The organism is Streptomyces sp. NBC_00090, from assembly GCF_045160815.1.
Classification (GTDB): domain Bacteria; phylum Actinomycetota; class Actinomycetes; order Streptomycetales; family Streptomycetaceae; genus Streptomyces.
On the sequence record NZ_CP108224.1, the window covers coordinates 2,191,858 to 2,218,167 of the forward strand.

The window sequence follows — 26,310 nt, forward strand, 5'->3', positions numbered from 1 at the left end:
CCGTCAGGTCGGCCGGGTGGTCGGCTGGCCTGACCGGCCCGTCGGTCAGCCGACCACCCTGCCGTTGACGACGACCCGGCGCGGCGCCGCGAGGACGCGGACGTCCGCGCGCGGGTCCTCGCCGTAGACGACGAGGTCGGCGGGGGCGCCCTCCTCCAGGGAGGGGCGGCCCAGCCAGGACCTGGCTCCCCAGGCGGTGGCCGAGAGTGCGTCGATCGGCGGGATGCCGGCCCGGGTGAGCTCCTCGACCTCCTCGGCGACGAGTCCGTGGGCGAGGGAGCCGCCCGCGTCGGTGCCGACGAAGACGGGGACGCCCGCGTCGAAGGCGGCGCGGACGGTGTCGTAGCGGCGCTCGTACAGCCTGCGCATATGGGCCGACCAGCGCGGGAACTTCTCCTGGCCGCCGTCGGCGAGGTGCGGGAAGGTCGCGATGTTCACCAGGGTCGGGACGATGGCCACGCCCCGCTCGGCGAAGAGCGGGATCGTGTCCTCGGTGAGGCCGGTGGCGTGCTCGATGCAGTCGATGCCTGCCTCGACCAGGTCGCGGAGCGAGTCCTCGGCGAAGCAGTGCGCGGTGACCCGGGCCCCGAGCCGGTGCGCCTCGGCGATGGCCGCCTCGACCTCGGCGCGCGGCCAGCAGGCGGTGAGGTCGCCCGCGTCGCGGTCGATCCAGTCGCCGACGAGCTTGACCCAGCCGTCTCCGCGCCGGGCCTCCCTGCCGACGTACGCGACGAGGTCGGCGGGCTCGATCTCGTGGGCGTAGTTGCGGATGTAGCGGCGGGTGCGGGCGATGTGCCGGCCGGCGCGGATGATCTTGGGGAGGTCCTCCCGCTCGTCGATCCAGCGGGTGTCGGAGGGCGAGCCCGCGTCGCGGATGAGCAGGGTGCCCGCGTCCCGGTCGGTGAGGGCCTGCTTCTCGCTGGTCGCCTCGTCGACGGGGCCGTGCCGGTCGAGGCCGACGTGGCAGTGGGCGTCGACGAGTCCGGGCAGCGCCCACCCCTCGACGGTGACCGCCTCGGCGGCGGGCCGGTCGAAGGTGATCCGCCCGTCGACGCACCACAGTTCGTCCCGTACGTCCTCGGGGCCGACGAGCACCCGTCCCTTCACATGCAGCACCGCGCGATCGCTCATGTGTGCACTGTACGAGGGCGGGTGCCCGGCCGGGACCCCCGATCGGGGGGGGTCACTCGTCGATCGCGGCCCCGTAGCGGGCGTCGAGGTACGGGCCGCCGAAGGTGCCCGCGTTGACGGTCCACGAGCCGGTGGCGGTGAGTCCGCCCGTACCGGCCGAGAAGACCCAGACGCAGCCGTCCTCGGTGTCCTCGCCGGGGGCGGCGGTGAGGAGGCCGAAGCGGCCGTCGGCGTTGGGATCGACGAGCCGGACCTGGCCGCCGAACTTGTCGCCCTTCTCGACCGTGCCCGGTACGGAGGGCGAGTTCTGGGTCCAGGAGGCGGCGCCGGTGCCGGTCAGGCCCCGGGCGGTGCCGCGCAGGACGGTGACCATGCCGGCGTCGGCGACGGTGCCGTTGTCCTCGCCGGGGGCGCCGATCGCGAGGTCGGCGTAGCCGTCGCGGTCGGTGTCGCCGAGGGAGAGGTCGGCGCCCCAGCCGTCACCGCGCTCGGAGTCGCCCGGCACTCCCGGGGAGTTCTGGGTCCACCACTGCGGCGGGGTGCCGACGCCGGTGGCTCCGGCGGGGCCGTTCGGGCCGCCCCGGTAGACGCCGACGAGGCCGCCGGTCATGGTCTCGCCGCCGTCGTCGGGGCTCTGCGGCTCGCCGGTGACGAGGTCGTCGTAGCCGTCGCCGTCGATGTCGCCGGAGGCGGCGACGGGGCCGCCGCGCAGCTCGCGCTGGTAGACGAGGGAGTCGGTCTGCCCGGCGAGGTACCAGGACCAGCCGTGGCCGGGTTCGGCTCCGGTGGTGACTCCGGTGATCACCAGGTCCGCGAAGCCGTTCTTGTCGTAGTCGCCGGTGGTGACGGACTTCGCGACGAGGTCGCGGGGCGGCGGCGGCTCCTCGGCGGTGCGGGCCCCGCTCCGTACGACGGCGGTGCGGTCGAGCGCCCTCTTGCTGTGCGAGCGGGGGTGGGTGTCGATGCGGGGCTCGCCGGGCCGGGGCAGGGAGCCGAACTGGTGCCACTCCGTGTACCGGCGGTCGAGGACGACGAGCTGGTCCCCGGGCGTCTCGGCGGTGAACCGCGCGGCAGCGAGGGCGGAGCCGAAGCGGGCCCCGGCCACCGGGCCGAGGAGGCTGTCGACCCAGAGGCTGTCGGTGCCGACGAGTCCGTGCGGGGAGCCCCACAGGATGATCACGCCGCCGACGTCGGCGGCGGTGCCGATGTCCTCCCCGGGGGCGCCGATCACGGCGTCGTCGTAGCCGTCGCCGTCGAGGTCGCCGGTGGCGACGGCGGCGCCGAAGGAGTCGCCGGTCTCGGCGGCGCCGGGCACCCCGGTGGTGTTCTGGCTGACGACCGTGGCGGCGCGGGTGTCGATGCCGTGCGGCGAGCCGTACTGGACGGTGACGAGACCGGCGCCCCGTTTGCCGCCGACGGCCGCGCCGGGCGCGCCGACGAGGACGTCGTCGAAGCCGTCGCCGTCGAAGTCGCAGTTGCGGTCGTCGGCGCGGGTGCCGCCGGGCACCCCGGCCCAGGCGGCGGGGGCGGTCGCGGTCCCCGCACCGGTCAGAAGGAGGAGCGTCGCCGCGGCGAGGGCGGCGGAACGGTGCTTGCGCATGGAGCGGCTCCTGGTGTCGGAGGGTTCCGGGCGGCTGCGGGGGGTGCGCCGGACGGGGCCCGTGCCCGGTCCGTCGTCCTGTTGGACACCTGATGTCCCTTGACGGTTGTACCGGAACGAAGATCCCTTTTGTGCAGGTGGTACAAGGGGTGGCGGGGTCGCCCGTCGGTAACCTGATCGGGAGTTTCGCCCGCACCGAACCGAGTCGAAGAAGGCACCGCCGTGACCGTGACACATCCGCTCCTGGACCTGGCCCCGCTGACCGCCGCGCACTTCGCGTCCATCGAGCGACGGGTGGCAGCGCTGCTCTCCACGGAGCAGGACGTGGTGATCACCCAGGGCGAGGCGCTGCTTCCGCTGGAGGGGTGCATCCGCAGCGGGGCGCGGGCCGGTTCGACCGCGCTGAACGTCGTCACCGGTCCGTACGGGCAGACCTTCGGGAACTGGCTCCGGGACTGCGGGGCGACCGTCGTCGACCTGGAGGTGCCCTTCCACACCGCGGTGACGGCCGCCCAGGTGGAGCGGGCGCTCGCCGAGCACCCGGAGATCGACTTCGTGTCGCTCGTCCACGCGGAGGCGGCGACCGGGAACACCAACCCGGTCGCGGAGATCGGCGAGGTCGTGCGGGCGCACGGCGCGCTGTTCTACCTGGACGCGGTGGCCTCGATCGGCGCGGAGCCGGTGCTGCCGGACGCGTGGGGCGTGGACATGTGCATCATCGGCGCGCAGAAGGCGATGGGCGGTCCCGCGGGCGTCTCGGCGGTGTCGGTGAGCGCGCGTGCCTGGGAGCGGTTCGCCGCGAACCCGGCCGCGCCGCGCCGCTCGTACCTCTCCCTCCTGGACTGGAAGGAGCGGTGGATCGACGGCGGCCGGAAGGCGCTGCTGCACGCTCCGGCGCAGCTGGAGATGCTGGCCCTGGAGGCCTGTGTGGAGCGGATCGAGGCGGAGGGTCTGGACGCGCTGATGGCCCGGCACGCCTCGGCCGCGGCGGCGACCCGGGCGGGCGCGCTGGCCCTGGGCGGCGGTCTGGAGCCGTACGTGTACGAGGCGAAGGACGCGGCTCCGGTCGCGACGACGCTGCGCGTACCGACCGGGGTGGACGCCTCGGAGCTCGTGTCGAAGGCGCTGGCCGCCGACCCGTCGCTGCCGCTGATCGCGGGGGGCGGGGCGCTGGCCAAGGAGATGATCCGGGTCAACCACTACGGGGTGGACGCGACCCCGGGCGCCGTGCAGTCCTCGCTCGCGGCGCTGGGCGCGGCGCTCGGCGACGCGGGCCGCACGGTGGACCCGGAGGGCGCGCGGCGCGCGGTCACGGAGACCTGGAAGTAGGGCGGTCGGCGTGTGCGAGGGGGCGGGGGGCCGGGTGCCGGCCCCCCGCCCCCTCGCGCATCTCTCTTCCCTCTTCTCTCTTCTTCTCTTACAGCGCCGGGTAGTCGGTGTAGCCGCGCTGGTCGCCGCCGAAGTAGGTGGCCGTGTCCGGGGTGTTGTACGGGCCGCCGGCCTGCAGCCGGGCGGGCAGGTCGGGGTTGGCGAGGAACAGCGCCCCGTACGCGACGAGGTCGGCGGTGCCGTCCTCGATCAGGGCCAGGGCGTCGGGCCCGGTCGGCCCTTCGGTGGCCGGGTTCAGGATGAAGGTGCCGGAGAAGGCCTTGCGGAGTGCGAGGGTCAGCTCGCGGATCTCGGGCGCGGGCTCGGTGACGTGCAGGTACGCGATGCCGATCGGGTCGATCGCCTCGACGAGGGCGGGGTAGATCTCCGCGGTGTCGGTCTCGGTGATGTCGTTGTAGGTGTTGGCCGGGGAGATGCGCAGGCCGGTGCGCTCGGGGCCGATCTCGGCGGCGACGGCCTTGACGACCTCGACGGCGAGGCGGATGCGGTTCTCGACCGGGCCGCCCCACTCGTCGGTGCGGTGGTTGGAGCCGGTGGCGAGGAACTGCTGGATCAGGTAGCCGTTGGCTCCGTGGATCTCGACGCCGTCGAAGCCGGCCTCGACGGCGTTGCGGGCGGCCGCGGCGAAGCCGGCGATCGTCTCCCGTATCTCGTCGGCGGTGAGCTCGCGCGGGGCGACGAAGTCGATGAGTCCGGAGCCGGCGAAGAGCTGTCCGGCCGGGGCGACCGCGGAGGGGCCGACGGGGTGGAGGCCGTCGCCGAGGACGGTGGGGTGGCTGATCCGGCCGGCGTGCATCAGCTGGACGAAGATCCGGCCGCCCCGCTCGTGGACGCCGTCGGTGACCTCGCGCCAGGCGGCGATCTGTTCGGCGCTGTGCAGGCCGGGGGTGTTGGGGTAGCCCTGGCCGACGGCGGTCGGCTGGGCGCCCTCGGTGATGATGAGGCCGGCGGAGGCGCGCTGGGCGTAGTACTCGGCGACGAGCGCGGTGGGGGTGCGGCTGGTGCCCTCGGCCCGGCTGCGGGTCATGGGGGCCATGGCGATGCGGTTGGCGAGACGGGTGCCGGCGAGGTCGACGGGGTCGAAGGCGGTGGTCATGGCGGTTCCCTCACATCATTATGTGGTCGGCCAACTAAATGGGCCGTTGTCACTGTAACCCATTGATTGGCCGACCAAGGTAATCTGGGGGAACACCCTCAGGAGGAGCCCGCGATGTCAGGAACCGACCCCGTCTGTACCGAGGCGGTGACGTCCGCCGCCCACGGCGGGCCCGTCGGCGTCGCGCTGGCCCGCGTGGCCCGGCTGCACCGGATCGCCGCCGGACGGCGGCTGCGGGAGCTCGGCCTCTACCCGGGCCAGGAAATGATGATGATGCGGCTCTGGAACTGCGGGCCGGTCCGCCAGTCCGAGTTGATCCGCTCCCTGGGCCTCGACGCCTCCACGGTGACCAAGATGCTCCAGCGCCTGGAGCAGTGCGGCCATGTCCGCCGCGGACCGGACCCGGCCGACCGGCGCGCGGTCCTGGTCGAGGCGACGGACGAGGGACGGTCGCTGCGCGAGGGCGTCGAGGGCGTCTGGTCGGACCTGGAGCGGCTCTCCCTGGGCGGGCTCTCCCCGGACGACCGGGCGGAGCTGGCCCGGCTGCTCGGCCTAGTGGCGGAGAACCTGCACGAGGAGACGGACGAGGCGGGCGACTGCCCGCCGCCGCCGGGAGTCTGCTGAGGGCGGCGGGCCCGCTCGGACCGGATCAGCCCGCCAGCACGTCCAGGACCCGGTCGACGTCCGCCGCCGTGTTGTACAGGTGGAACGAGGCCCGCAGGTTGCCCGCGCGCGAGGAGAGCAGCACGTCGGCCTCCCGCAGCGCGTCCGCCCGGTCCCCGAGGCCGGGGACCGCGACGACCGTCGAGTCGTCCATGACCGGCGTGTGGCCGAGCGCGACGAGCCCGGCGCGGAAGCGGGCCGCGAGCCCCTTGTCGTGGGCCTCGATGCGGTCGATGCCGATCTCTTCGAGCAGCGCGAGCGAGCGGGCCGCGCCGTGGTACGAGAAGAAGGCCACGGGCTCGTCGAAGCGGCGCGCTGAGCGGGCCAGTTCGCGGACCGGGCCGTAGCTGTTCACCCACAGCTCCTCGCCCGTGACCCAGTTGGCGTGGATCGCGAGGAGCGAGTCCTGCGCCTCCTCGGTGACGGTGAGGAAGGACGCCCCGCGCGGGCAGAGCAGGTACTTGTACGCACCGGCGACCGTGTAGTCCCACTCCCCCGCGTGCAGCGGCAGCCAGCCCGCCGACTGCGTCGCGTCCAGGAGCGTCCGGGCGCCGTGGGCGGCCGCCGCGGCCCGTACCGCCGCGAGGTCGGCCGTGCGACCGTCCGCCGACTGCACGGCGGAGAAGGCGACGAGCGCGGTCTCGGGGCGCACGGACTCGGCGAGCTGCTCCAGGGGCACGAAGCGGGTCTTGAGGTCGCCGCGGATCGTGAAGGGGGTGATGACGGAGGAGAAGTCGCCCTCGGGGAAGAGGATCTCGGCGCCCGCGGGCATCGACTGGGCGATCATTCCGCAGTGCACGGCGACCGAGCTGCCCACGGCGACCCGCTCGTGCGGGACGTGGGCCAGCCGCGCGAAGGCGGCCCGGGCCTCATCGACGATCGTGAAGCTGCCCGCGCCGTCGGAGCGGCCGTCGGCGGTCTCCTCCGCGAGGAGCGTGACCGCCTCGATGGTCCGGCGGGGCAGCAACCCGCAGGCGGAGGTGTTCAGATAGGTCTTCTTCGGCGCGAACTCGGCGCCGCCGAGCGGCTGGTCCAGGGAATCCATGCCCCCACCCTGGATTCCCCACGATCACCCGTCAATGGGGATAGATCGCGGGGAAACCCCAAGCAGCACTTATCTCCGCAGGTCAGCGCGGTGACGATGGAGGGCGTCAGGCCTGCGGGACCTCGCAGCCCTCCGGACCGCAGCCCTCGGCGTCCCCGCCGACCGGCTGGAGGGCGCGGCCCTGCCAGGCCTGCTCCAGGGCCTGGGTGAAGACCTCGGCGGGCTGGCCGCCGGAGATGCCGTAGCGGCGGTCGAGGACGAAGAACGGCACGCTGTTGGCGCCGAGTTCGGCGGCCTCGCGCTCGTCCTCCCGTACGGCGTCGGCGTAGGCCGATCCGTCGGCGAGGACGGCCCGGACCTCGGTCTCGTCGAGACCGGCCTCGACGCCGAGCGTCACCAGGGTCTCGGCGTCGAAGACGGAGCGCTCCTCGGCGAAGTTGGCGCGGTAGGCCAGGTCGAGCAGCTCGTTCTGGCGGCCGCGCTCCTTGGCGAGGTGCAGCAGCCGGTGGATGTCGAAGGTGTTGCCGTGGTCGCGGCCGTCGGTGCGGTAGCCGAGGCCCTCGGAGTGCGCGTTCGAGGCGACGTGCGCCTCCATGGCGCGGGCCTCGTCGAGCGTGCGGCCGTACTTCTTGGCGAGCATCTCCAGGACGGGGCCGGTGTCGCCCTTGGCGCGGTTCGGGTCGAGCTCGAAGGAGCGGTGCACGACCTCGACGTCGTCGCGGTGGGCGAAGGCCGCGAGGCCCTTCTCGAAGCGGGCCTTGCCGATGTAGCACCACGGGCAGGCGATGTCGCTCCAGATCTCGACGCGCATGTGACTTCTCTCCGAGGGGTTGCCGGTGCGGGTGTTCGTCGACGGGAACGCCCCACCCGCCCGGTTCATTCCGTTTCCGGCCCCAGTGTGAGGCGGAGCACCAGGTGGTTGCCGGAGCGCGGGGACTCCGGGTCCGGGGTCCAGCCGTGGGCCGCGTAGAAGGCCTGGGCGCGCTCGTTCTTCTCGAAGACCTCCAGACGGGCGGTGGTCACGCCGGCCGCCCGCCAGGCCTCGGCGCAGGCGGCGTGGAGGGCGCCGCCGACGCCCCGGCGCCAGTGGGCGGGGGCCACGTGCAGCTGGCTGAAGTACATGAGGCCGTCGCGTTCGCCGTACGCGGCTATCCCGGCGACCTCGCCTTCGACCTCGCCTCCGAGCTCGGCGCAGAGCACGGCCCCGCGGTCGATCGCGCCCGCCCAGCCGGTCCGGGAGCGGGCCAGCTCCTCGGGGCCCGCGTAGTCGGACTCGGGGAGGTGGCCGCGGTAGTAGGTGGCCCGCGCCTCGGCGTGGAGGACGGTGACGGCGTCGAGATCGTCGGCGGTCGCGTATCGGATCCTGATCATGAACCTTCAGGACGCGGCGGCCCGGTCGCCGGTTCCGGCGGCCGCGGTCCGGCCCTGGCCTCGCTGCGCCTGCCGGGCCGCCGGGCCCGACCGAGCTCAGGCGCCCTTGCGGTACTGCCCCGGGGCCACCCCGTACTCCCGCTTGAAGGCCTTGGCGAAGGCGAACTCCGAGGAGTATCCGGAGCGTTGGGCCACCACGCGGAGCGGGAGGTCGTCCGAGCGGAGGAGGCGGCCCGCCGTCGTCATGCGCCACCAAGTGAGGTATGCGAGGGGGGAGCGGCCGACGAGGGCGGTGAAGCGGCGGGCGAAGGCGGCGCGGGAGAGGCCGCCGAGGGCGCCGAGCTCCTCGACCGTCCAGGCGCGGGCCGGGTCGTCGTGGAGGGCGCGGAGGGCGCCGGCGACCACCGGGTCGCTCAGGGCGGCCGACCAGCCGGTGGACCGGTCGGCGCACTCGGTGAGCCACCAGGTGCGCAGCAGGTAGAGCAGCAGGGTGTCGAGCAGGGCGGGCACGATGGCGTCGGAACCCGGCTGGGGTTCGGCGAGTTCGGCGCCCAGCAGGTCGACGGCGGCCCGGAGCCGGGGGTGGGCGCCGACCCGGGCGGGGAGGTGGACGTACGGGGGGAGTTCGGTGAGCAGGGGGTGCGCGCGGGCCCGGCTGAGCTGGTAGGCGCCGCAGAGGAGCAGGGTCTCCTCGGCGCCGACCGGCCCCCGGTCGGGCGCCGTGGGCCAGGAGCCGTCGGGGGCCGGCAGTGCTTCGACGAGCGGGGTGTCGGGACGGTCGGCGAGGCCGTGGCCGGTGCCGTGGGCGAGGAGGAGGACGTCGCCGGGGCAGAGCCGGACGGGGGCGCCGTCGTCCGGGGGCAGCAGCCAGGCGGTGCCCTGGAGGACGACGTGGAATCCGGCGCCCCTGCTCGGGGGGAAGCGCAGGCCCCAGGGCGCGAAGCGGACCGTGCGGGAGGAGTGCGGGCGCCCGGTGCGCATGGCGGCGATGGCATCGCTCAGTACGTCCATTCCGTCACCGTACCGCTCGCACCTCCCGTCGAGACGATCGGACATGACGGGGAGCCAGACGGATATGGATCGTCTCACCGCCCGCCCCTACGGTCGAAGACATGACGACGAACACGACGACGGACACGACCACGGGCACGACTACGGGCACGACTACGGACACGCCGACGGGCACGGCCACAGGCACGGCAGCAGGCCGGACGACCAGGGCGGTTCTCTTCCACGAGACCGGCGGCCCCGAGGTGCTGACCGTGGAGGAGGTGCCGCTCCCGGCCCCCGGGCCCGGGGAGGTGCTCGTACGGGTCGAGGCGATCGGGCTCAACCGCGCCGAGGCGCTGTTCCGCACGGGCACCTACTACTACCCGGCGACGCTGCCCGGTTCGCGGCTCGGCTACGAGGCGGCGGGGGTGGTCGAGGCGGTCGGCGCGGGGGTGACCGCGTACGCCCCGGGCGACCCGGTGATGGCGGCGGCCAACTTCGACTTCGGGATCCACGGCGTGTACGCGGAGCGGGTGGTGCTGCCGGAGGAGTACGTGGTGGCCCGGCCCGAGGGCGTGGACGCGGTGACGGCGGCGGCGGTCTGGCTGACGTACTTCACCGCGTACGGCGGGATGGTCCTGACCGGCGGACTGCGCCCCGGCGACCACGTGGTGATCACGGGGGCGTCGAGCGGGGTGGGGACGGCCGCGATCCAGACGGCGCTGCGGATCGGGGCGGTGCCGATCGCCACCACGCGCGGCGAGGCCAAGCGGAAGCGGCTCCTGGAGCTGGGGGCCGCGCATGTGATCACCACGGACACCGAGGACCTGGTCGGCGAGGTGCGCCGGATCACCGGCGGGGCGGGCGCGGAGCTGGCCTTCGACGCGATCGGCGGGCCCGGTTTCGCGCGGCTCGGCGACGCGCTGCGGCCCGGCGGCACGGCCGTCCTGTACGGCTGGCTGGACCCCCGGCCGGTCGAGCTGTCGATGAACTGGCCGCAGACCGTGCACACGTACGCCAACGGGGCGCTCGCGCGGACCGAGGAGGGCCGGCGCCTTGCGGCCGGGTTCATCGGCTCCGGGCTGCGCGACGGCTCCCTGGCGCCGGTGATCGCCGAGACCTTCGAGGGTCTGGAGCGGATCACCGACGCCCATCGGCTGATGGAGTCCAACGCGCACCTCGGGAAGATCGTGGTGCGCGTGCGGCACTGAGCCCCGGGGAGGGGTCAGCGGGTCAGCGGGTCAGCGGGTCAGCGGGTCAGCGGCGGGGTACCCCGAGCGGGTTGCCGTCGCGGAGCTCCGGCGGGAGGAGGTGCTCGGGGGTCGACTGGTAGGTGACCGGGCGCAGCCAGCGCTCGATCGCGGTCGCGCCGACCGAGGTGGAGGTGGAGGTGGTGGCCGGGTAGGGGCCGCCGTGGTGCTGGGCGGCGGCGACGGCCACCCCGGTGGGCCAGCCGTTGACGAGGACGCGGCCCGCCAGCGGGGTGAGTTCGGCGAGGAGCGAGGCCGCGTCGCCGTCCTGGTCCCGCTCGGCGATGTGCAGGGTGGCGGTGAGGTTGCCGGGCAGCAGGCCGAGGGCGGCGGTGACCTCCGCGCGGGAGGAGTAGCGGGCGACGACGGTGACGGGTCCGAAGCACTCCTCCAGGAGGAGGCGGTGGCCGCCTCCGGCACCGTCCCCGGCACCGCCCGCGTCCCCGGCACCTTCCCCGCCGCCGCTCCCGATGAGCCGCTCGGCGTCGACGGCGAGGACACCGGCGCTGACCGTGTGCTCGCCGCCCGCGCCCGGGGTGACGGGGGTCCGCACCCCGTCGAGCGCGGCGCGCTCGGCGACCCCGGCGACGAAGGCGTCCCGCATGCGGTGGTCGAGCATCACGCCCGGTTCGGTCTCGCTGACCCCGGCGGTGAGCGCGGCGAGGAAGCGGTCGCCCGCCTCGCCCCGGGGGGCCAGGACGAAGCCGGGCTTGGTGCAGAACTGGCCCGCACCCAGGGTCACGGAGCCGGCCAGGCCGGTGCCGAGGTCCTCGGCGCGCTCCTCGACGGCGGCCGGGGTGATCACGACCGGGTTGAGGGAGCCGAGCTCGCCGTGGAAGGGGATCGGTACGGGCCGGGCGGCGGCCGCGTCGAAGAGCGCCCGCCCGCCGCGTACCGAACCGGTGAAGCCCGCCGCCGCGACGAGCGGGTGCCGGACGAGCTCCACGCCGGCGTCGAAGCCGTGGACGAGGACGACGACGTCCTCGGGGAGGCCCTCCTTGGCGGCGGCCCGGCGCAGCAGGGCGGCGCAGAGCTCGGCGGTGGCCGGGTGATCGGGGTGGGCCTTGATCACCACGGGGCAGCCGGCCGCGAGGGCGCTCGCGGTGTCGCCGCCGGGGACCGAGAAGGCGAGGGGGAAGTTGCTGGCCGCGTAGACGGCGACGACGCCGAGCGGGATCTTCCAGCGGCGCATGTCGGAGCGGGGCGGGGTGGCCCCGGGGTCGGGGAGGTCGATCCGGACGTCGAGGTAGGAGCCCTCCGTGACGACCTCGGCGAAGCTCCGCAACTGGGCGGTGGTCCGGGCGAGTTCGCCGGTGAGGCGGACGGGGCCGAGGGCGGTCTCGGCGTCGGCGGCCTCGATGACGTGCGCGCGCGCCTCGTCGAGGAGGTCGGCGGCGGTACGGAGGAAGGCGGCCCGCACCGTGCGGTCGGCGAGGGCGTCACGGGCGGCGTGCGCGGCCCGGACGGCCCGGTCGACCTCCCCTGCTGTGGCCTCCACCGCAACCTGCTCGCGCGGCTTCCCCGTCCGGGGGTCCACACTCCACACTGGTTCTGCCGCCACCGCTACGCCCCTGTTCGCTATTCTGAACGTTGTTCCCGTAGATGAACGATCTGCGAGGGACTCTATTGACGGCCCGGCCGTCTCCACAAGGGGCCCCGCTCAGCCGGGGCGGCCACCGGACGGCCGGACAACGGAAGAGGGGCGAGGGTCATGGTGACTGCTGACGCGGGTGGGGCACAGGTGAAGTCCGCGGTGCGGACCGTGGAGCTTCTCGAGTACTTCGCGGGGCGGCCCGGGATGCATTCGCTCGCCGCCGTGCAGGAGGCCGTCGGCTACCCCAAGTCCAGCCTGTACATGCTGCTGCGCACCCTGGTCGAGCTGGGCTGGGTGGAGACCGACGCCACCGGCACGCGGTACGGCATCGGGGTGCGGGCGCTGCTCGTCGGCACCTCGTACATCGACGGCGACGAGGTCGTGGCCGCCGCCCGGCCGACCCTGGACCGGCTCTCCGACGACACCACGGAGACCATCCACCTCGCGCGGCTCGACGGCACCAACGTCGTCTATCTGGCGACCCGTCAGTCCCAGCACTACCTGCGGCCGTTCACCCGGGTCGGCCGCCGGCTGCCCGCGCACTCCACCTCGCTCGGCAAGGCGCTGCTCGCCACCCACACCGACGAGCAGGTGCGCAAGCTGCTCCCCGAGACCCTCCCGGCGCTGACCGAGCACACGATCACCGACCGCGAGAAGCTCATCGAGGAGCTGCACGTCATCCGCGAGCAGGGCTTCTCGGTGGACCGCGAGGAGAACACGCTCGGGCTGCGCTGCTTCGGGATCGCGATCCCCTACCGGACCCCGGCGCGGGACGCGATCAGCTGCTCGGTGCCGGTGGCGCGACTCACCCCGGCGCACGAGCAGATGATCAAGGACGCGCTCTTCGACGCGCGGGACCGGCTGACGCTGGCGACCCGTCGCCTCTGATCGGCGATCAGCCGCGCTCGGCGAGGGCCTTCTGCCACACCGGGCTGTCCACGTAGTGGTTGTCGTACTGCTCCGAGGAGGCCTTGATCTCCTCGAAGCTCGCCTCGCCGCGCATGACCCGGCCGAGCAGTCGCAGGTAGTCGAAGCGGGCCATGCCCGGGGTGAAGACGAAGAGGACGTCGGCCTCGGCGCCGGGCGCCGCCGCGAAGGCGTGCGGGGTGTGCGGCGGGACGAGGAGGAAGTCGCCCTGCTCCAAGACGGTCAGCTCTTCGCCAACGAGAACCTGAAGCGAGCCACCGAGGACGAAGAACATCTCCGAGGCCTTGGTGTGGAAGTGCGCCGGGGCGCCGACCGCGCCCTTCGCGAACGAGGAGCGGTAGCTCGTGAGCTGCCCGCCGGTGGTGTCGGAGTCGGCGAGGAGCGTCATCACGCTGCTCGGGTCGGCGGTGGTCTCGGCGGTGGCGGCGCGGGTCAGGAGCGGGGCGAAGGTCGCGATCTCGTTCATGATCACTACTGTAGTGGGCCATTGACCCGGGGAAATGGGTCAATCGATCACAGGAATCATGGGTCAATTCCGCTCCGGCCGAGGCGGGAGGATGCCCTCCCGGCCGAGGCGGGGAGGAGGCCCTCTCCCCCGCGCGGCGGAGACGGTTCACCACACGGCAGGACGTGGCACCGGTGCCCCGCGCGGGAGCGTGGAGCCATGACATCGACCGCGCACTCCCTCACACCGGCGCCCTCCGCCGCGTACCGTCCCACCGTCCTCCGCCGGGTGCTGCGCGTCCTCGCGATCCTCGCCTGCCTCCCGTACATCTCGCTCAAGGTCGTCTGGGTGGCGGGCGGCGAGATCGGCATCCCGGCCGGGAGCGTGCTCCTGGAGCACCGGACGCTGCTGGCCGTCGCCAACTCGCTCTCGGTCCTCGCCGACGCCGCCGTCATCGTCCTCGCCCTGCTGCTCACCCAGGCGTGGGGCCTCCGGGTACGGGCCTGGCTGCTCGCCTTCCCCATGTGGGCGGCGACCGGACTCCTCGCCCCGATCATGGCCGGGTACCCGGCGCAGCTCGCGGTCGCGCTCCTCACCGGTGACGATCGGGCGGCCGCCCCCAGCGAACCCTTCCTGGACGGCTGGGTCTTCGCCGTCGTCTACGGGGGCTTCATCCTCCAGGGCCTCGCCCTCGGCACCCTCTTCGTCCTCTACGCGCGGGACCGCTGGGGCCGTGTCTGGCGCGGCCGGCTCGGCGAGGTCGCCGCACGCGTCTCCGGGCCCGGCGTACGGGCCGTCGCCCTGGCCGGCGCGGTGACCGCGCTCCTCCCCGCCGCGGTCCAGCTGATCTGGCTCTCCGGCTCGGCCAGGGGTCTCTCCGCCCAGCGGGCCGCCGAACGGGACGCCGACTTCTACGTCCTGAGCGCCATCCAGCTCGCCTTCCTCGTCGCCGCCGTCGTCTTCACCCTCGTCCTCGTCCTGCGGCGGCCCGCGCGGCTCGGGGTGCGGCCCGTCCTCGCCCTGGCCTGGGTCTCCACCGGCGCGGCGGGCTGCTGGGGCGCGTACATGTCGCTGGTCGCCCTGATGCCGGAGACCGATCCGGCCAAGCAGGTCACGGGCCTCGCACAGCTGTCCTACGCTGGCGAGATGATCACCGGGTTCCTGCTGGCCGCGTGCGTGGCCGTCTTCCTGCGGCGGCGGAGCGCCGAGGCGTGAGGCGGTGCGCGGCCGCCCTGTTCGGGCAGCGCGCCAGGCTGCGCTGGGTCCATCTGATCCTGGGCGGCGCCCTGTTCATGCCGTACTGGCTGGTCGGCACCGTCGTCCTCGGGGTCTTCCTCGACTCGCCGGGCATGTTCGCGGGCAGTCTCACCGTGCAGTTCGGGGCGTACGCGGTCGGGCTGCCGCTCGCCGCGGTCACCGCGCTGTTCCCGCTGGCCCGGCCGATGTCGGTGGCGGTGGCGAGGGCGCTGTGCGGGGTGGCGGCGGACCGGTTCGCGGACGGCCCGGCCCGCGGCCGGGACGCGAAGGCCCGGACGGCCGGCTGGTTCGTCCTGCACGTGGGCGCGGGGGCGCTGGTCAGCGGGGCGTCCCTGGCCCTGCCGCCGTTCGCCGTGTCCGTGATGGCCCTGCCCTTCTCGTCGGCGCTCCGGGAGTCGGAGCTCGGCCGGTACTGGGGGCTCGACCGGGCCTGGTGGGTCTGGGCGGCGCTCCCGGCGGGCCTGCTCATGCTGCTGGCGCTCGCCGCCGGTGCCGCCGCGGCCGGGGCGCTGCTCGCCGGTCTGGCGCCCCGGCTGCTCGGGCCGAGCCCGGCGGACCGGCTCGTGGCGGCCGAGCGGCGCGCGGCGGAGGCCGAGTCGCGCAACCGGCTCGCCCGCGAGCTGCACGACTCGGTCGGCCACGCCCTGAGCGCGGTCACCCTCCAGGCGGGCGCGGCGCGCCGGGTCCTCGGCACCGGCGACCCGGCCGACCTGGACTTCGTCCGGGAGGCGCTCACCGCGATCGAGGAGACCACCCGGCGCACGGTCGGGGAGCTGGACTGGGTCCTCGGCCTGCTGCGGCAGGGTGAGGAGGCGGTCGGGGCGGCGCCGGGCCCCGGGCCGGGGCTCGACGCCCTGGACGCCCTCGTGCGCGGCGCCGGACCGCGGGTGGCGCTGACCGTGAACGGGGCCCTCGACCCCGTACCGGAGGCGCTGTCGCGGGAGGCGTACCGGATCGTCCAGGAAGGGCTGACGAACGCGGCCCGGCACGCGGGCGGCACGCCCGTCACCGTACGGCTCGACGCCCGTACCGAGGAGTTGGAGATCACCATGGAGAACCCCCTGCCCGAGCGGCCCCCGGTCGCCCGCCCGCACGGCGGGCGCGGCCTGCGCGGGATCGGCGAACGGGCCCGGCTGGTCGGCGGCACCGCCGAGGCGGGTCCGGTGGACGGCGTGTGGCGCCTCGCGGTCAGGATCCCGCGGTGAGCGCGGGGGTTCGCACGGCGATTCGGGTGGTGCTCGCCGACGACGAGCGGATGGTGCGGACGGCCCTGCGGGTCATCCTGGACGCCGAGCCCGACCTGGAGGTCGTCGGCGAGGCCGCCACCGGCGCCGAGGCGGTGTCGGTGGTGCGGGCGACGCTGCCGGACGTGGTGCTGATGGACGTGCGGATGCCGGAGATCGACGGGATCCAGGCCACCGAGCAGATCCTCGCGGGGATGGCGGAGCCGCCCCGGATCGTGGTCGTGACGACCTTCGAGAACGACTCCTACGTGTACGACGCGCTGCGCGTGGGCGCGGCCGGGTTCCTGCTGAAGCGGGCGGCGGCGGAGGAGCTGGTGGGCGCGGTCCGGCTGGTCGCGCGGAGCGACTCGCTGCTCTACCCGGCGGCGGTCCGGGGCCTGGCCGCCGAGCACGCCCGGCGCGCTCCGGCGGCGGCGCCCTGGGTGGCGCGGCTCACCGAGCGGGAGGCGGAGGTGCTGCGGCAGATGGCGACGGGCCTGACGAACGCCGAGATCGCCGAGCGGATCGGCGTCGGCCCGGCGACGGTCAAGTCCCACGTGGCGGCGGTCCTGGCGAAACTGGGCGCCCGGGACCGGACGCAGGCGGTGATCCTGTCGTACGAGTCGGGGTTCGTGCGGGCGGGCTGAGTACCGGGCGGGCGGGCTGAGTACCGGGACGGACGGGGTCGGCCCCGGCCGAACGGTCGCCGCCCCCTGTCCGGCGCGCCTCCCGCCGAGATGAAGGTTCACTGAGAAACGGACCACATCCGGAACGTCCCCCACCGGCCCGTTCGTCCCCCCAAGTGCGATGAACAAGACGATCAGGCACACGTCGGTCTTCGTCCTGGTCCTGGTGCTCGCCCTGCTGGGCCGGGCCACCTGGGTACAGGCGTACGAAGGCAAGGCGCTCGCGGACGACTCGAAGAACCGGCGGAAGACCATCGCGCAGTACGCGCAGCCGCTCGGCAACATCGTCGTGGCCGGCTCGCCGGTCACCGGCTCGAAGAGGACGGAAGGAGGCGATCTCGCGTACAAGCGCACGTACACGGACGGCGAGCTCTACGCGGCGGTCACCGGTTACAGCTCGCAGGCGTACGGCGCGACGCAGCTGGAGGGCATCTACGACAGCGTCCTCGACGGCACCGACGACCGGCTGAAGAACCCGGTCGACGCCGTCACGCGCAAGCAGCAGGAGCCGGGCACGGTCGTCACCACGATCGACCCGGACGTGCAGAAGGCCGCCTACGAGGCGCTCGGCGACACGAAGGGCGCGGCCGTCGCCGTCGACCCCGCCACCGGCCGGATCCTGGGCATGGTCTCCACCCCGTCCTACGACCCGTCGAAGATCGCCGGGACGACCGACGGTGCCGCCTGGAAGGAGCTGACCACCGACGAGGACAAGCCGATGGTCAACCGGGCCCTGCGCCAGCCGCTCCCGCCCGGCTCCACCTTCAAGCTGGTCGTCGCGGCGGCGGCCCTGGAGGACGGCCTGTACGGCTCGGTGGACACGGCGACGAAGAGCCCCGACCCGTACACGCTGCCGAACACCCGGACCGTCCTGAAGAACGAGAACGCCTCGGCGCCCTGCGAGAACGCCACGATCCGCACCGCGCTCCAGTACTCCTGCAACAACGTCTTCGCCAAGATGGCCGCCGACCTGGGGCAGGACAAGGTGAAGGCGATGGCGGAGAAGTTCGGCTTCAACGACGACGAGCTCGACGTCCCGGTCCGCGCCTACCCGAGCGTGTACCCCTCCGGCATGGACAAGGCGCAGACGGCGCTCACCGGCATCGGCCAGTTCGACGTGACCGCCACCCCGCTCCAGATGGCCATGGTGTCGGCGGCGATCGCCGCCGACGGCCTCCTGGCGGCCCCGCACATGGTCTCGGAGGTCGTCGACTCCGACGGCGACGCCCTGACCACCTACGAGGACGGGGACACCACGCGGGTCGTCTCCTCCTCGACGGCGGAGCAGCTGCGCAGCGCCATGCGGACGGTCGTGGACAAGGGCACCGGCACCAACGCCGCGATCGCCGGGGCCGAGGTCGGCGGCAAGACGGGCACGGCGCAGCACGGCGAGAACAACAGCAAGACGCCGTACGCCTGGTTCACCTCCTACGCGAAGGACCCGACGACCGGGAAGCAGGTCGCCGTCGCGGTGGTGATCGAGGACTCGGGCGCGGCCCGCTCCGAGGTCAGCGGCAACGGCCTGGCCGCTCCGGTGGCGCAGAAGATGATGGCGGCGGCGCTGAAGTGACGCGTCCGGGGGCCCGATTGGCTCTGGGCCCCCGGCACGCGATATGCAAGGTCACGCTCACGTCCGAGCACGTATTCGAGTCACGTCACGACTCGCGTCACGCCCTGAGCTACGACCTCGCGGAGGACCGCCGTGCGCCTGCCCCGTTCCCTGTCCGGCTGGACCATGGCGGTCTTCGGCGTGCTCGCCGCCGCGCTCGGCGTGGTGGGCCTGGTCGCCCCTGACGCCCTGCTCACGGTCATGGGCTTCCGGCCGGTCCCCGAGGGCGGGCGGGCGGACGGCGACCACACCCTCGTCTTCCTCACGGCCTCCTCGATGGCGGCGCTCAACATGGGCGTCTACTACGTCCTCGCCGCGCTCGCCGACTGGAAGCCCTTCTTCCGCTGGACGGTTCCCTTCCGGCTCCTCACCTGCGCGGTCTTCACCCTCGCGGTCGTCACCGGCCGCGCCCCGGCCGGCTTCCTCGGGGTGGGCCTGTGGGAGGGGCTGGGCGCGGTGGTGACGGGGGCGGCGCTGCGGTACGAGAAGCGGGGCGGCGAGCGCGGCTGAGCCCGCCGGGACGCCTCCCTCCACGTCCGGTCCCTCACCCCGCCGGACATGCCCTCCCTAAGGCAGGTGACCGATCCGCGGGGGCCTCCTCAGAGGTCAGGCTGCGTCCATGCGTTGGTATCTGACAGGCATCGTCGTGTCCGGATTCGGGACGACGGCCATGTGGCTGGTCTCCGGAATCTGGGTGAAGTCCCTGACCGGGTCGGACAGTCTGGCGGCGCTCGCCGCCTTCGCCCTGTGGGCGCCCGTCCTCCTCGGGCCGCTGCTCGGCACGCTCGCCGACCGGGTGCGCCGGCGGCCGCTCCTCGTCGCCCTGAACGCGGCGATGGCGCTCCTGCTGCCGCTGCTCCTGTGGGTGGAGTCGGCGGACCGGGTGTGGCTGCTCTTCGCGGTGCTCGTGCTGTACGGGACGCAGGGGACCGTCCACGAGGCCGCCGAGCAGGCGCTCGTGGCGACGGCGCTCGACGAGCGGCGGCTCGGCACCCTGAACGGGCTGCGGATGACGGCGAACGAGTCGATGAAGCTGATCGCCCCGCTGGTGGCGGCGGGGCTCTTCGCCCGGTACGGGGGCGGCCCGGTCGCCCTCCTGGACGCGGCGAGCTTCGCCGTCGCGGCGGCGGTGTTCGCGCTGATGCCGGTCCGGGAGGCCCGCCCCGTCCGGTCCGCGGACCGGCACTGGTGGCGGGAGACGGCCGAGGGCGTACGGCTGCTGCGGGGCTCGTCGGTGCTGCGGCCGCTGGTGGCGACGGGCGCGTTCACGATGCTGCTCGCCGGGATGAACGGGGCGGCGATCTACGCCGTGGTGGACCGGGGGCTCGGGCACGACCCCGCGTACGCCGGTGTGCTGTACGCGGTCCAGGGCGCGGGTTCGGTCCTCGCGGGCCTCGTCGCGGGCCCCCTGCTGCGGAAGGTCCCGGAGCGGGCCGTCGCCGCCGTCGGCCTCGCGCTGTTCGCGGTGGCGGTGGGGGTGCGGGCGCTGCCGTACGAGGCGACGGCCCTGGCGGCGAGCGCGGTGATCGGGCTGGGGCTGCCGTGGGTCCTCGTCGCCACCGTGACGGCGGTCCAGCGGGAGGCTCCGGCGGAGGCGCTGGGCCGGGTCGCGGCGACCGCGAACACCCTGGTCCTCGCCCCGAACGCGCTCGCCCTGGCACTCGGCGCCGGGCTGGTCGCGGTGATCGACGTCCGGGTCCTGCTGCCGGTCCTCGCGGTGGCGGGGACGGCTTGGGCGGCCGGGCTCGCGATCCGTAGCCGCCGCACGGGCGCGGGCGCGGCCACGGAACCGGGCGATCCGGGCGCGGCCATGGAGCCGGGCGGGGACAGGGATCCGGGCGACCCGGGCCGAGCCACGGAGCCGGGCGCGGCCACGGAACCGGGCGACCCGGGCCGAGCCACGGGCCCGGGCGGGGACAGGGATCCGGGCGGAGCCACGGGACCGGGCGGGGAGACGGACACGGGCGCGGAGCTCGCGGTGCGGGGCGGGCGGGGGGCGGGGAGCATGGAGTAAGGCGCTCAGCGCGGCGGGAGGAGGGCAGTGTGACGGCAGGTTCCTTCCCGGGGACGGTGGGGCGGGCCGGTGTGCCGTTCGACGGCAAAGGGCTCCTCGACGTCCTCGGGGTCGCGGCCGTCGTCATCGACGGACGCGGCCGTATCGTGCTGTGGAGTCCGCAGGCGGAGAACCTCTTCGGCTACCGCGCGGACGAGGCCCTCGGCCGGTACATAGCCCGCCTGATCGTCGGCGCGGAGCACCGCGAGGAGGCGATTCGCCTCTTCGGCGAGGTGCTGCGCGGCGGCTCGACCTGGGCGGGCATCTTCCCCGTACGGCACAAGGACGGCACCACCCGGGACGTGGAGTTCCGCAACATGCGGCTCACCGACGACCTCGGCGGTCTGTACGCGCTGGGGATCGCCGCCGACCGCTCCGTCGTCGAGCGCGTCGAGACGGAGCTCGCCCTCTCCGACCGGCTGGTCTCCCAGTCCCCGATCGGTCTCGCCGTCCTGGACACCGCGCTGCGCTACGTCCTCGTGAACCCGGCCCTGGAACGGATCAACGGCGTCCCGGCCGCGCTGCACCTCGGCCGGCGGGTCGGCGACATGCTGCCGCGGGTCGACGGCGAGGCGCTGGAGGCGGCGCTGCGCACGGTCCTCGCCACGGGTGAGCCGCTGCTCAACCACCAGACGGTGGGACGGACCCCCGCGGACCCGGACCGCGAACACGCCTGGTCGGTGTCCTTCTACCGACTGGAGGGGGCCGAGGGCCGGGTCCTGGGGGTCGCGGCCTCGGTGATCGACGTGACCGAGCGGCACGACGCGGACACCGAGGCGGACCGGTCCCGGCGGCGGCTCGCGCTCGTCGCGGACGCCTCGACCCGGGTCGGCACCACCCTGGAGGTGGACCGGACGGCCGCCGAGCTGGCCGGGGTCGTGGTGCCGGAGCTCGCGGACATCGCGGCCGTCGACGTCCTCGACTCCGTCCTGGCACTGCGCAGGCCCGGTGCCCCCGTGGAGGTGGAGGGCCCCGAGCTGTTCCGCGCGCTCGCGGTGAAGGCCTCGGGCCCGACGGAGGCGCTGCCGGCCGCGGACCCGCCCGGGGCGGTCGCGATGTACGGGGCGGACCGGCTGGTCACCCGCTGTGTGCACACCGGTCGGCCGGTCCTGGTGGAGCACATCGGCCCCGGCGACCTGTCCCGGATCGCCCGCAGTCCCGAGGCGGCGGAGCTCCTCGGGCGGGCCGGGGTGCACTCGTACCTGGCGGTCCCGCTGATCGCGCGCGGCGAGGTGCTCGGCGCGCTCGACCTCAAGCGGGACCGCAATCCGCTCCCCTTCGACGGGGACGACGTGCTGCTCGCGACGGAGCTCGCGGCCCGGGCGGCGGTGAGCATCGACAACGCGCGCTGGTACCAGAGCATGCGGAACTCGGCGGTGACGCTCCAGCGCAGTCTCCTGCCGGGCACGCCGCCGGAGCGGCCGGGCCTCGAGGTCGCGGTCCGCTACCAGCCGGCGCAGGCGTCGAGCGAGGTCGGCGGCGACTGGTACGACGTGATCCCGCTCCCGGACGACAAGACGGCGCTCGTCGTCGGGGACGTGATGGGCAGCGGGATCGACGCGGCGGCGACGATGGGGCGGCTGCGCACGGCGACCATCGCGTTCGCGGACCTCGACCTCCAGCCGGCCCAGGTCCTGCGGCATCTGGACCGGATCACGGCGGGTCTTGAGCACTACATCGCGACCTGTCTCTTCGCCGTGCACGACCCGCACCGGGGCAGGTGCCGGATCGCGAACGCGGGCCATCTGCCGCCCGTGCGGGTCCCGGCGGACGGGCCGGCCGAGCTGGTGCGGCTCTCGACGGGAGTGCCGCTGGGCGTGGGCGGCGGCACCTTCCGGACGGCCCGGGTCCCCTTCCGCCCCGGGGACACGCTCGTGCTCTACACGGACGGTCTGGTCGAGACCCGTGACGCGGCGATCGACGACCGGCTCGCGGTGCTCGTGGGCCTGCTCGACAAGGCGCGGGGGCCCCTGGAGGAGACCTGCGACCTGCTGCTCCGGGCGCTGCGGCGGCCCGGTGCGCAGGACGACGTGGCCCTGCTCATCGCCCGGAGCACGGGATGACGGCCCGGGACCGCAGGACGGGGCTGCGGAGCGTAGCCGGTCAGGTGTTCGCCCTGGAGGCGTTGATCGCCCTCCTGGTGATCGCGGCGGCGGTCTTCGTCATCTTCCACCAGGCGCAGCGGGACACCGAGCGGGACGCCCGGATCCGTTCGCTCGCGGTCGCCGAGGCCTTCGCGAACGCCCCGGGCGTCGACGACGCGCTCACGTCCCCCGATCCGACGGCGGCGCTCCAGAACCGGGCCGAGGCCACCCGCCGGGCGACCGGCGTCGACTTCATCGCGGTCCTGAGCCCGGCCGGGGTGCGGTACACCGACTCGGAGCCGGAGCTGATCGGCCGCACGGCGACCGGGGACCTCACGCGCGCGACGGTGGACGGCGAGTCCTTCACCGAGCTCTTCCGGGGCGCGCCGAACGACGCGGTACGGGCCGTGGTCCCGGTCGTGAACGAGCAGGGCCGGATCGTCGGCCTGGTCAGCAGCGGCATCGAGGTGCAGAGCATCTCGGACGCGGTGCAGGGGCGGCTGCCGCTGCTCGCCGGCGCCGCGGCGGGCGCGCTGGTGCTCGCCGTGGGCGGGGCGGGTCTGGTGAGCCGGCGGCTGCGGCGGCAGACGCACGGCCTCGGCCCGGCCGAGATGACCCGGATGAAGGAGCACCACGAGGCGGTCCTGCACGCCGTGCGCGAAGGGGTCCTGATCGTGGGCCCCGACCACCGGCTGCTGCTCGCCAACGACGAGGCGCGCCGGCTGCTCGGTCTGTCGGCGGAGGCGGAGCGGCTGCACGTCTCGGAGCTCGGCCTCGACCCCCGTACGGTCGAACTCCTCACGTCGGGGCGGTCGGCCACGGACGAGGTGCACCCGGCGGGCGACCGGCTGCTCGCGGTGAGCGTGCGCCCCACGCTCCCCGACAACGACGAGTCCGGATGCGTCATGACGATGCGGGACACCACCGAGCTGGCCGCCGTGACCGGCCGGGCGGCGGTGGCCCGCGGCCGGCTCCAGTTGCTGTACGAGGCGGGGGTGCGGATCGGGACGACGCTGGAGGTCGTGAGGACCGCGGAGGAGCTGGCGGAGGTGGCGGTGCCGCGGTTCGCGGACTTCACGACGGTGGAGCTGCTCGAACCGGTGCTGCGCGGGGAGGAGCCCCCGCAGGCGACGGCGGAGATGACGGAGATGCGGCGGACGGCGCTGAGCGGGCTGCGGCCCGACCAGCCGCTCCAGCCGGTCGGGGACACGATCCGCTTCGAGGTGGCCGGCGCCCCGATGGCGACGGCCCTGTCGGCGGGGCACGCGGTGGAGATGGAGCTGGCCTCGGCGAAGGGCTGGCGGGCGCAGGACCCGGAGGGCGCGGCGCAGGCGCTCGCGTACGGGATGCACTCGCTGCTCACCGTGCCGCTGCTGGCCCGCGGGGTGGTCCTCGGCATGGCCAACTTCTGGCGGGCGGACACCCCGGAGCCCTTCGGGGAGGAGGACCTGTCGTTCGCGGAGGAGCTGGCGGCGCGGGCCGCGGTGGCGATCGACAACGCGCGCCGGTTCACGCGGGAGCACGCGATGGCGGTGACGCTCCAGCGGAGCCTGCTGCCCCGGGTGCTGCCGGAGCAGAGCGCGGTGGACGTCTCGTACCGCTATCTCCCGGCGAAGGCGGGGGTGGGCGGCGACTGGTTCGACGTGATCCCGCTGCCGGGGGCGCGGGTGGCGCTGGTGGTGGGCGACGTGGTGGGGCACGGGCTGCACGCGGCGGCCACGATGGGGCGGCTGCGCACGGCCGTGCACAACTTCTCGACGCTCGACGTGCCCCCGGACGAGCTCCTCGGGCACCTCGACGAGCTGACGGGCCGGATCGACCACCGGGACGCGGAGGGCCCGGAGGTCGACGGGCGTCGGCGGGACGAGGGCATCACGGGCGCGACCTGTCTGTACGCGATCTACGACCCGGCTTCCGGGCGGTGCACGGTGGCGAGCGCGGGGCACCCCGGTCCGGCGCTGGTGGGTCCGGACGGCCGGGTCGAGTTCCCCGAGCTGTCGCCGGGGCTGCCGCTGGGTCTCGGTCTCGGCGACGTGCCGTTCGAGACGACGGAGCTGTGGCTGCCGGAGGGAAGCAAGCTGGTGCTCTTCACGGACGGGCTCCTGGAGGACCGGGACCGGGACCTGGACACGGGTCTCACCCTGTTGCGGTCCACGCTGGCGCGCCCGGACCGGAGCCCGGAGCAGACCTGCGCGGACGTGCTGGCGACGCTGCTGTCGCCCTCGCCGCGCGATGACATCGCGCTGCTCGTGGCGCGGACCCGGCTGCTCGACCGGGAGCGGATCGCGGAGTGGGAGGTGGCGCGCGATCCGTCGGCGGTCGCGCCGGTGCGGAACGCGGCGGCGGAGAAGCTGGCGGACTGGGGGCTCGACGGGCTCGCGTTCAACGCGGAGCTGGTCCTCAGCGAGCTGATCACGAACGCGGTGCGGTACGGGGCCGATCCGGTGCGGGTGCGGCTGCTCCACGACCGGGCGCTGATCTGCGAGGTCTCGGACGGCAGCAGCACGTCCCCGCACCTGCGGCACGCGGCGATCACCGACGAGGGCGGGCGCGGGCTGTACCTGGTGGCGCAGTACGCGGAGCGCTGGGGCACGCGGTACGGCCGGCGCGGCAAGACGATCTGGGCCGAGCTGCGGGTGGACGACGCCGGGGAGGCGCCGCAGGCGGTGGCCGTGCCGGATCTGGACGCGCTGGAGGATCTGGCCTGGTGAGGGCCGTCCCCAGGGGGTGTCCCACGACACCCCCTGGCCCACCTCCCTAACCCAGCTTCCGCAGGGCCGTGCGGACCGCGTCCAGGTCACCGTCCGAGGCCAGTCCCGCGTGGTAGAGCCGCAGCTCGGTCGCGCCCGCCTCGCGGGCCCGTTCGGCGTCGCGGGCCAGGTGCTCGGGGGCGCCCCCCATGCCGGTGACGACGGACAGGTTGGCGGCGACGACCGTGTCGGGGCGGGCGTGGGACGCGAAGGCGGCGACCTTCGGGGGGCGGGCGACCACGCCGTCCGCGAGGGCCAGGACGTGTGCCGGGTCCGTGCCGGCGTCGGCGCCGCAGCGGTACGGGTCCGGGTCGGCGTGCAGCAGGACGCGGAAGCCGGGCGGGGCGGCGGCCCGTACGGCCGCCACGGCGGCCTCCTGGAAGGAGCGGGCGGTCCCGGCGCGCCAGGCCAGGGCGGGGGCCTCCAGGTCGCCGAGCCCGCCCGCCGGGCCGGAACCGGCCCAGACGGGTTCCAGGGCCCGGCGGACGGCGGCGGCCAGTTCGTCGGGGTCGGCGCCCCCGTTCCCGTACCCCTCGCGGCAGGAGGGGCAGAAGCAGAGGGACATCAGGTACTGCTCGCGGTCACCGAGCGGGATCCCGGAGGTCTTGTCGTGGGCGTGCAGGTGGGCGAGGCCGTACCAGCCGCAGGACTCCAGTTCGGTGCCGGCCGCGCCGGGGCGTACGGCGGCCTCGGCCGCCAGGTCGACGAGGAGGGCGCGGACGTCGGGGCGGGCGACGCAGGGGGCCCAGGGGTAGCGGTCGCCGTACGCGTTGACGACGGAGGTCTCGGGGTGTTCGGCGCCGAGGCGGGAGTTGTGGGCGAGGGCGACCCAGCTGTGGACGTCGAGTCCGGTGCCGGCGAGGGCCTCGGCGGCCCGGCCGTAGGAATCGCCTGGGGCCCACTCCCCCGCCGGGTACGGGCGGAGCGCGCGGCCCGCCCAGCGGTCCGGGTCCGGCGGGTAGAGCACGGCGGCGTGCTCGGCGGTGACGATCCGGTGGGCCGGGTGGCGGGGGCTGAGCGCCCGGGTGGAGTGGTAGGCGGCGGCGAGCGTGACCTGCGCGACGCCCAGTTCAGCGAGGAGTCCGGGCGCGGCGGGATCGCCGTCGACGTCCCAGGGGTAGAGGAAGACCCCGGCCCGCAGGCTCCG

General features: G+C 74.6%; 22 protein-coding genes. 12 read left to right on the top strand and 10 right to left on the bottom strand.

The window, feature by feature from the left end; genetic code table 11:
• Positions 1-45 precede the first annotated feature (45 nt).
• Entirely contained in the window at positions 46-1,131 is a 1,086-nt protein-coding gene (locus OG361_RS09675; protein ID WP_384570151.1) for an amidohydrolase family protein, read from the bottom strand.
• 52 nt (positions 1,132-1,183) lie between these two features.
• Positions 1,184-2,731: an FG-GAP repeat protein gene (locus OG361_RS09680; protein ID WP_405852942.1), complete on the bottom strand. Its 1,548-nt coding sequence runs from the start codon at positions 2,729-2,731 to the stop codon at positions 1,184-1,186.
• A 228-nt stretch (positions 2,732-2,959) separates the two neighbouring features.
• Here OG361_RS09680 and OG361_RS09685 point away from each other — a divergent pair, with 228 nt between their 5' ends.
• Positions 2,960-4,060, top strand: coding sequence for a pyridoxal-phosphate-dependent aminotransferase family protein (locus OG361_RS09685; RefSeq protein ID WP_405862165.1), 1,101 nt, complete (start codon positions 2,960-2,962; stop codon positions 4,058-4,060).
• An 88-nt stretch (positions 4,061-4,148) separates the two neighbouring features.
• Here OG361_RS09685 and OG361_RS09690 read toward each other — a convergent pair whose 3' ends face one another.
• Positions 4,149-5,216 (bottom strand): alkene reductase, encoded by a 1,068-nt coding sequence (locus OG361_RS09690; protein ID WP_405852943.1) that lies wholly within the window; start codon positions 5,214-5,216, stop codon positions 4,149-4,151.
• A gap of 114 nt (positions 5,217-5,330) precedes the next feature.
• On the opposite strand from OG361_RS09690, the gene OG361_RS09695 reads away from it, so the two are divergent.
• On the top strand, positions 5,331-5,840 hold the full coding sequence (locus OG361_RS09695; protein WP_405852945.1) for a MarR family winged helix-turn-helix transcriptional regulator: 510 nt from the start codon (positions 5,331-5,333) through the stop codon (positions 5,838-5,840).
• Positions 5,841-5,865: 25 nt separating this feature from the next.
• Here the strand turns inward: OG361_RS09695 and OG361_RS09700 are convergent, their stop codons facing one another.
• From OG361_RS09700 to OG361_RS09715, 4 genes are all read right to left on the bottom strand, one after another.
• Positions 5,866-6,924 carry an aminotransferase class V-fold PLP-dependent enzyme gene (locus OG361_RS09700; RefSeq protein WP_405852946.1) on the bottom strand — a complete coding sequence of 353 codons (1,059 nt, stop codon included), beginning with the start codon at positions 6,922-6,924 and terminating at the stop codon, positions 5,866-5,868.
• 106 nt (positions 6,925-7,030) lie between these two features.
• A complete protein-coding gene (locus tag OG361_RS09705) occupies positions 7,031-7,735 on the bottom strand; it encodes a DsbA family oxidoreductase (RefSeq protein ID WP_405852947.1) in 705 nt (234 codons plus the stop codon).
• Between the two features lie 65 nt (positions 7,736-7,800).
• Positions 7,801-8,295 carry a GNAT family N-acetyltransferase gene (locus OG361_RS09710; protein ID WP_405852948.1) on the bottom strand — a complete coding sequence of 165 codons (495 nt, stop codon included), beginning with the start codon at positions 8,293-8,295 and terminating at the stop codon, positions 7,801-7,803.
• 96 nt (positions 8,296-8,391) lie between these two features.
• Positions 8,392-9,306: an AraC family transcriptional regulator gene (locus tag OG361_RS09715; RefSeq protein WP_384570166.1), complete on the bottom strand. Its 915-nt coding sequence runs from the start codon at positions 9,304-9,306 to the stop codon at positions 8,392-8,394.
• Positions 9,307-9,407: 101 nt separating this feature from the next.
• On the opposite strand from OG361_RS09715, the gene OG361_RS09720 reads away from it, so the two are divergent.
• Positions 9,408-10,496 carry a zinc-dependent alcohol dehydrogenase family protein gene (locus OG361_RS09720; RefSeq protein WP_405852950.1) on the top strand — a complete coding sequence of 363 codons (1,089 nt, stop codon included), beginning with the start codon at positions 9,408-9,410 and terminating at the stop codon, positions 10,494-10,496.
• A 46-nt stretch (positions 10,497-10,542) separates the two neighbouring features.
• On the opposite strand, the gene OG361_RS09725 is transcribed toward OG361_RS09720, so the two are convergent.
• Positions 10,543-12,096: an aldehyde dehydrogenase (NADP(+)) gene (locus tag OG361_RS09725; protein ID WP_405852951.1), complete on the bottom strand. Its 1,554-nt coding sequence runs from the start codon at positions 12,094-12,096 to the stop codon at positions 10,543-10,545.
• A gap of 150 nt (positions 12,097-12,246) precedes the next feature.
• Between OG361_RS09725 and OG361_RS09730 the strand changes: the two genes are divergently transcribed.
• The gene (locus tag OG361_RS09730; protein WP_405852953.1) at positions 12,247-13,017 is read left to right on the top strand and encodes an IclR family transcriptional regulator; all 771 of its coding nucleotides are present in this window, start codon (positions 12,247-12,249) and stop codon (positions 13,015-13,017) included.
• A gap of 7 nt (positions 13,018-13,024) precedes the next feature.
• Here the strand turns inward: OG361_RS09730 and OG361_RS09735 are convergent, their stop codons facing one another.
• The gene (locus OG361_RS09735; protein WP_405852954.1) at positions 13,025-13,522 is read right to left on the bottom strand and encodes a cupin domain-containing protein; all 498 of its coding nucleotides are present in this window, start codon (positions 13,520-13,522) and stop codon (positions 13,025-13,027) included.
• Positions 13,523-13,720: 198 nt separating this feature from the next.
• On the opposite strand from OG361_RS09735, the gene OG361_RS09740 reads away from it, so the two are divergent.
• The 8 genes from OG361_RS09740 to OG361_RS09775 all read left to right on the top strand — a co-directional run bounded on the left by OG361_RS09740 (position 13,721) and on the right by OG361_RS09775 (position 25,124).
• Positions 13,721-14,716 carry a hypothetical protein gene (locus OG361_RS09740; RefSeq protein ID WP_405852955.1) on the top strand — a complete coding sequence of 332 codons (996 nt, stop codon included), beginning with the start codon at positions 13,721-13,723 and terminating at the stop codon, positions 14,714-14,716.
• Entirely contained in the window at positions 14,713-15,963 is a 1,251-nt protein-coding gene (locus OG361_RS09745; protein ID WP_405852956.1) for a sensor histidine kinase, read from the top strand. Before OG361_RS09740 ends, OG361_RS09745 begins: the two co-directional genes overlap by 4 nt.
• 50 nt (positions 15,964-16,013) lie before the next feature.
• Positions 16,014-16,628, top strand: coding sequence for a response regulator (locus OG361_RS09750; protein WP_405862167.1), 615 nt, complete (start codon positions 16,014-16,016; stop codon positions 16,626-16,628).
• 160 nt (positions 16,629-16,788) lie between these two features.
• Positions 16,789-18,237: a peptidoglycan D,D-transpeptidase FtsI family protein gene (locus OG361_RS09755; protein WP_405852958.1), complete on the top strand. Its 1,449-nt coding sequence runs from the start codon at positions 16,789-16,791 to the stop codon at positions 18,235-18,237.
• A 165-nt stretch (positions 18,238-18,402) separates the two neighbouring features.
• Complete coding sequence (locus OG361_RS09760) at positions 18,403-18,786, top strand: hypothetical protein (RefSeq protein WP_405862169.1); 384 nt, start codon at positions 18,403-18,405, stop codon at positions 18,784-18,786.
• 109 nt (positions 18,787-18,895) lie between these two features.
• Positions 18,896-20,290 (top strand): MFS transporter, encoded by a 1,395-nt coding sequence (locus OG361_RS09765; RefSeq protein WP_405852960.1) that lies wholly within the window; start codon positions 18,896-18,898, stop codon positions 20,288-20,290.
• A 29-nt stretch (positions 20,291-20,319) separates the two neighbouring features.
• Positions 20,320-22,392 carry a SpoIIE family protein phosphatase gene (locus tag OG361_RS09770; protein WP_405852961.1) on the top strand — a complete coding sequence of 691 codons (2,073 nt, stop codon included), beginning with the start codon at positions 20,320-20,322 and terminating at the stop codon, positions 22,390-22,392.
• Complete coding sequence (locus OG361_RS09775; protein WP_405852962.1) at positions 22,389-25,124, top strand: SpoIIE family protein phosphatase; 2,736 nt, start codon at positions 22,389-22,391, stop codon at positions 25,122-25,124. Before OG361_RS09770 ends, OG361_RS09775 begins: the two co-directional genes overlap by 4 nt.
• Before the next feature lie 46 nt (positions 25,125-25,170).
• Here OG361_RS09775 and OG361_RS09780 read toward each other — a convergent pair whose 3' ends face one another.
• On the bottom strand, positions 25,171-26,304 hold the full coding sequence (locus OG361_RS09780; protein ID WP_405862171.1) for a hypothetical protein: 1,134 nt from the start codon (positions 26,302-26,304) through the stop codon (positions 25,171-25,173).
• Between the last annotated feature and the right edge of the window lie 6 nt (positions 26,305-26,310).

Excerpts from the sequence above, each read along its gene's own strand:
- OG361_RS09675 (WP_384570151.1), bottom strand. The coding sequence starts at position 1,131 with ATGAGCGATCGCGCGGTGCTGCATGTGAAGGGACGGGTGCTCGTCGGC.
- OG361_RS09680 (WP_405852942.1), bottom strand. The coding sequence starts at position 2,731 with ATGCGCAAGCACCGTTCCGCCGCCCTCGCCGCGGCGACGCTCCTCCTT.
- OG361_RS09690 (WP_405852943.1), bottom strand. The coding sequence starts at position 5,216 with ATGACCACCGCCTTCGACCCCGTCGACCTCGCCGGCACCCGTCTCGCC.
- OG361_RS09695 (WP_405852945.1), top strand. The coding sequence starts at position 5,331 with ATGTCAGGAACCGACCCCGTCTGTACCGAGGCGGTGACGTCCGCCGCC.
- OG361_RS09700 (WP_405852946.1), bottom strand. The coding sequence starts at position 6,924 with ATGGATTCCCTGGACCAGCCGCTCGGCGGCGCCGAGTTCGCGCCGAAG.
- OG361_RS09705 (WP_405852947.1), bottom strand. The coding sequence starts at position 7,735 with ATGCGCGTCGAGATCTGGAGCGACATCGCCTGCCCGTGGTGCTACATC.
- OG361_RS09710 (WP_405852948.1), bottom strand. The coding sequence starts at position 8,295 with ATGATCAGGATCCGATACGCGACCGCCGACGATCTCGACGCCGTCACC.
- OG361_RS09715 (WP_384570166.1), bottom strand. The coding sequence starts at position 9,306 with ATGGACGTACTGAGCGATGCCATCGCCGCCATGCGCACCGGGCGCCCG.
- OG361_RS09720 (WP_405852950.1), top strand. The coding sequence starts at position 9,408 with ATGACGACGAACACGACGACGGACACGACCACGGGCACGACTACGGGC.
- OG361_RS09730 (WP_405852953.1), top strand. The coding sequence starts at position 12,247 with ATGGTGACTGCTGACGCGGGTGGGGCACAGGTGAAGTCCGCGGTGCGG.
- OG361_RS09735 (WP_405852954.1), bottom strand. The coding sequence starts at position 13,522 with ATGAACGAGATCGCGACCTTCGCCCCGCTCCTGACCCGCGCCGCCACC.
- OG361_RS09740 (WP_405852955.1), top strand. The coding sequence starts at position 13,721 with ATGACATCGACCGCGCACTCCCTCACACCGGCGCCCTCCGCCGCGTAC.
- OG361_RS09750 (WP_405862167.1), top strand. The coding sequence starts at position 16,014 with ATGGTGCGGACGGCCCTGCGGGTCATCCTGGACGCCGAGCCCGACCTG.
- OG361_RS09755 (WP_405852958.1), top strand. The coding sequence starts at position 16,789 with ATGAACAAGACGATCAGGCACACGTCGGTCTTCGTCCTGGTCCTGGTG.
- OG361_RS09760 (WP_405862169.1), top strand. The coding sequence starts at position 18,403 with ATGGCGGTCTTCGGCGTGCTCGCCGCCGCGCTCGGCGTGGTGGGCCTG.
- OG361_RS09765 (WP_405852960.1), top strand. The coding sequence starts at position 18,896 with ATGCGTTGGTATCTGACAGGCATCGTCGTGTCCGGATTCGGGACGACG.
- OG361_RS09775 (WP_405852962.1), top strand. The coding sequence starts at position 22,389 with ATGACGGCCCGGGACCGCAGGACGGGGCTGCGGAGCGTAGCCGGTCAG.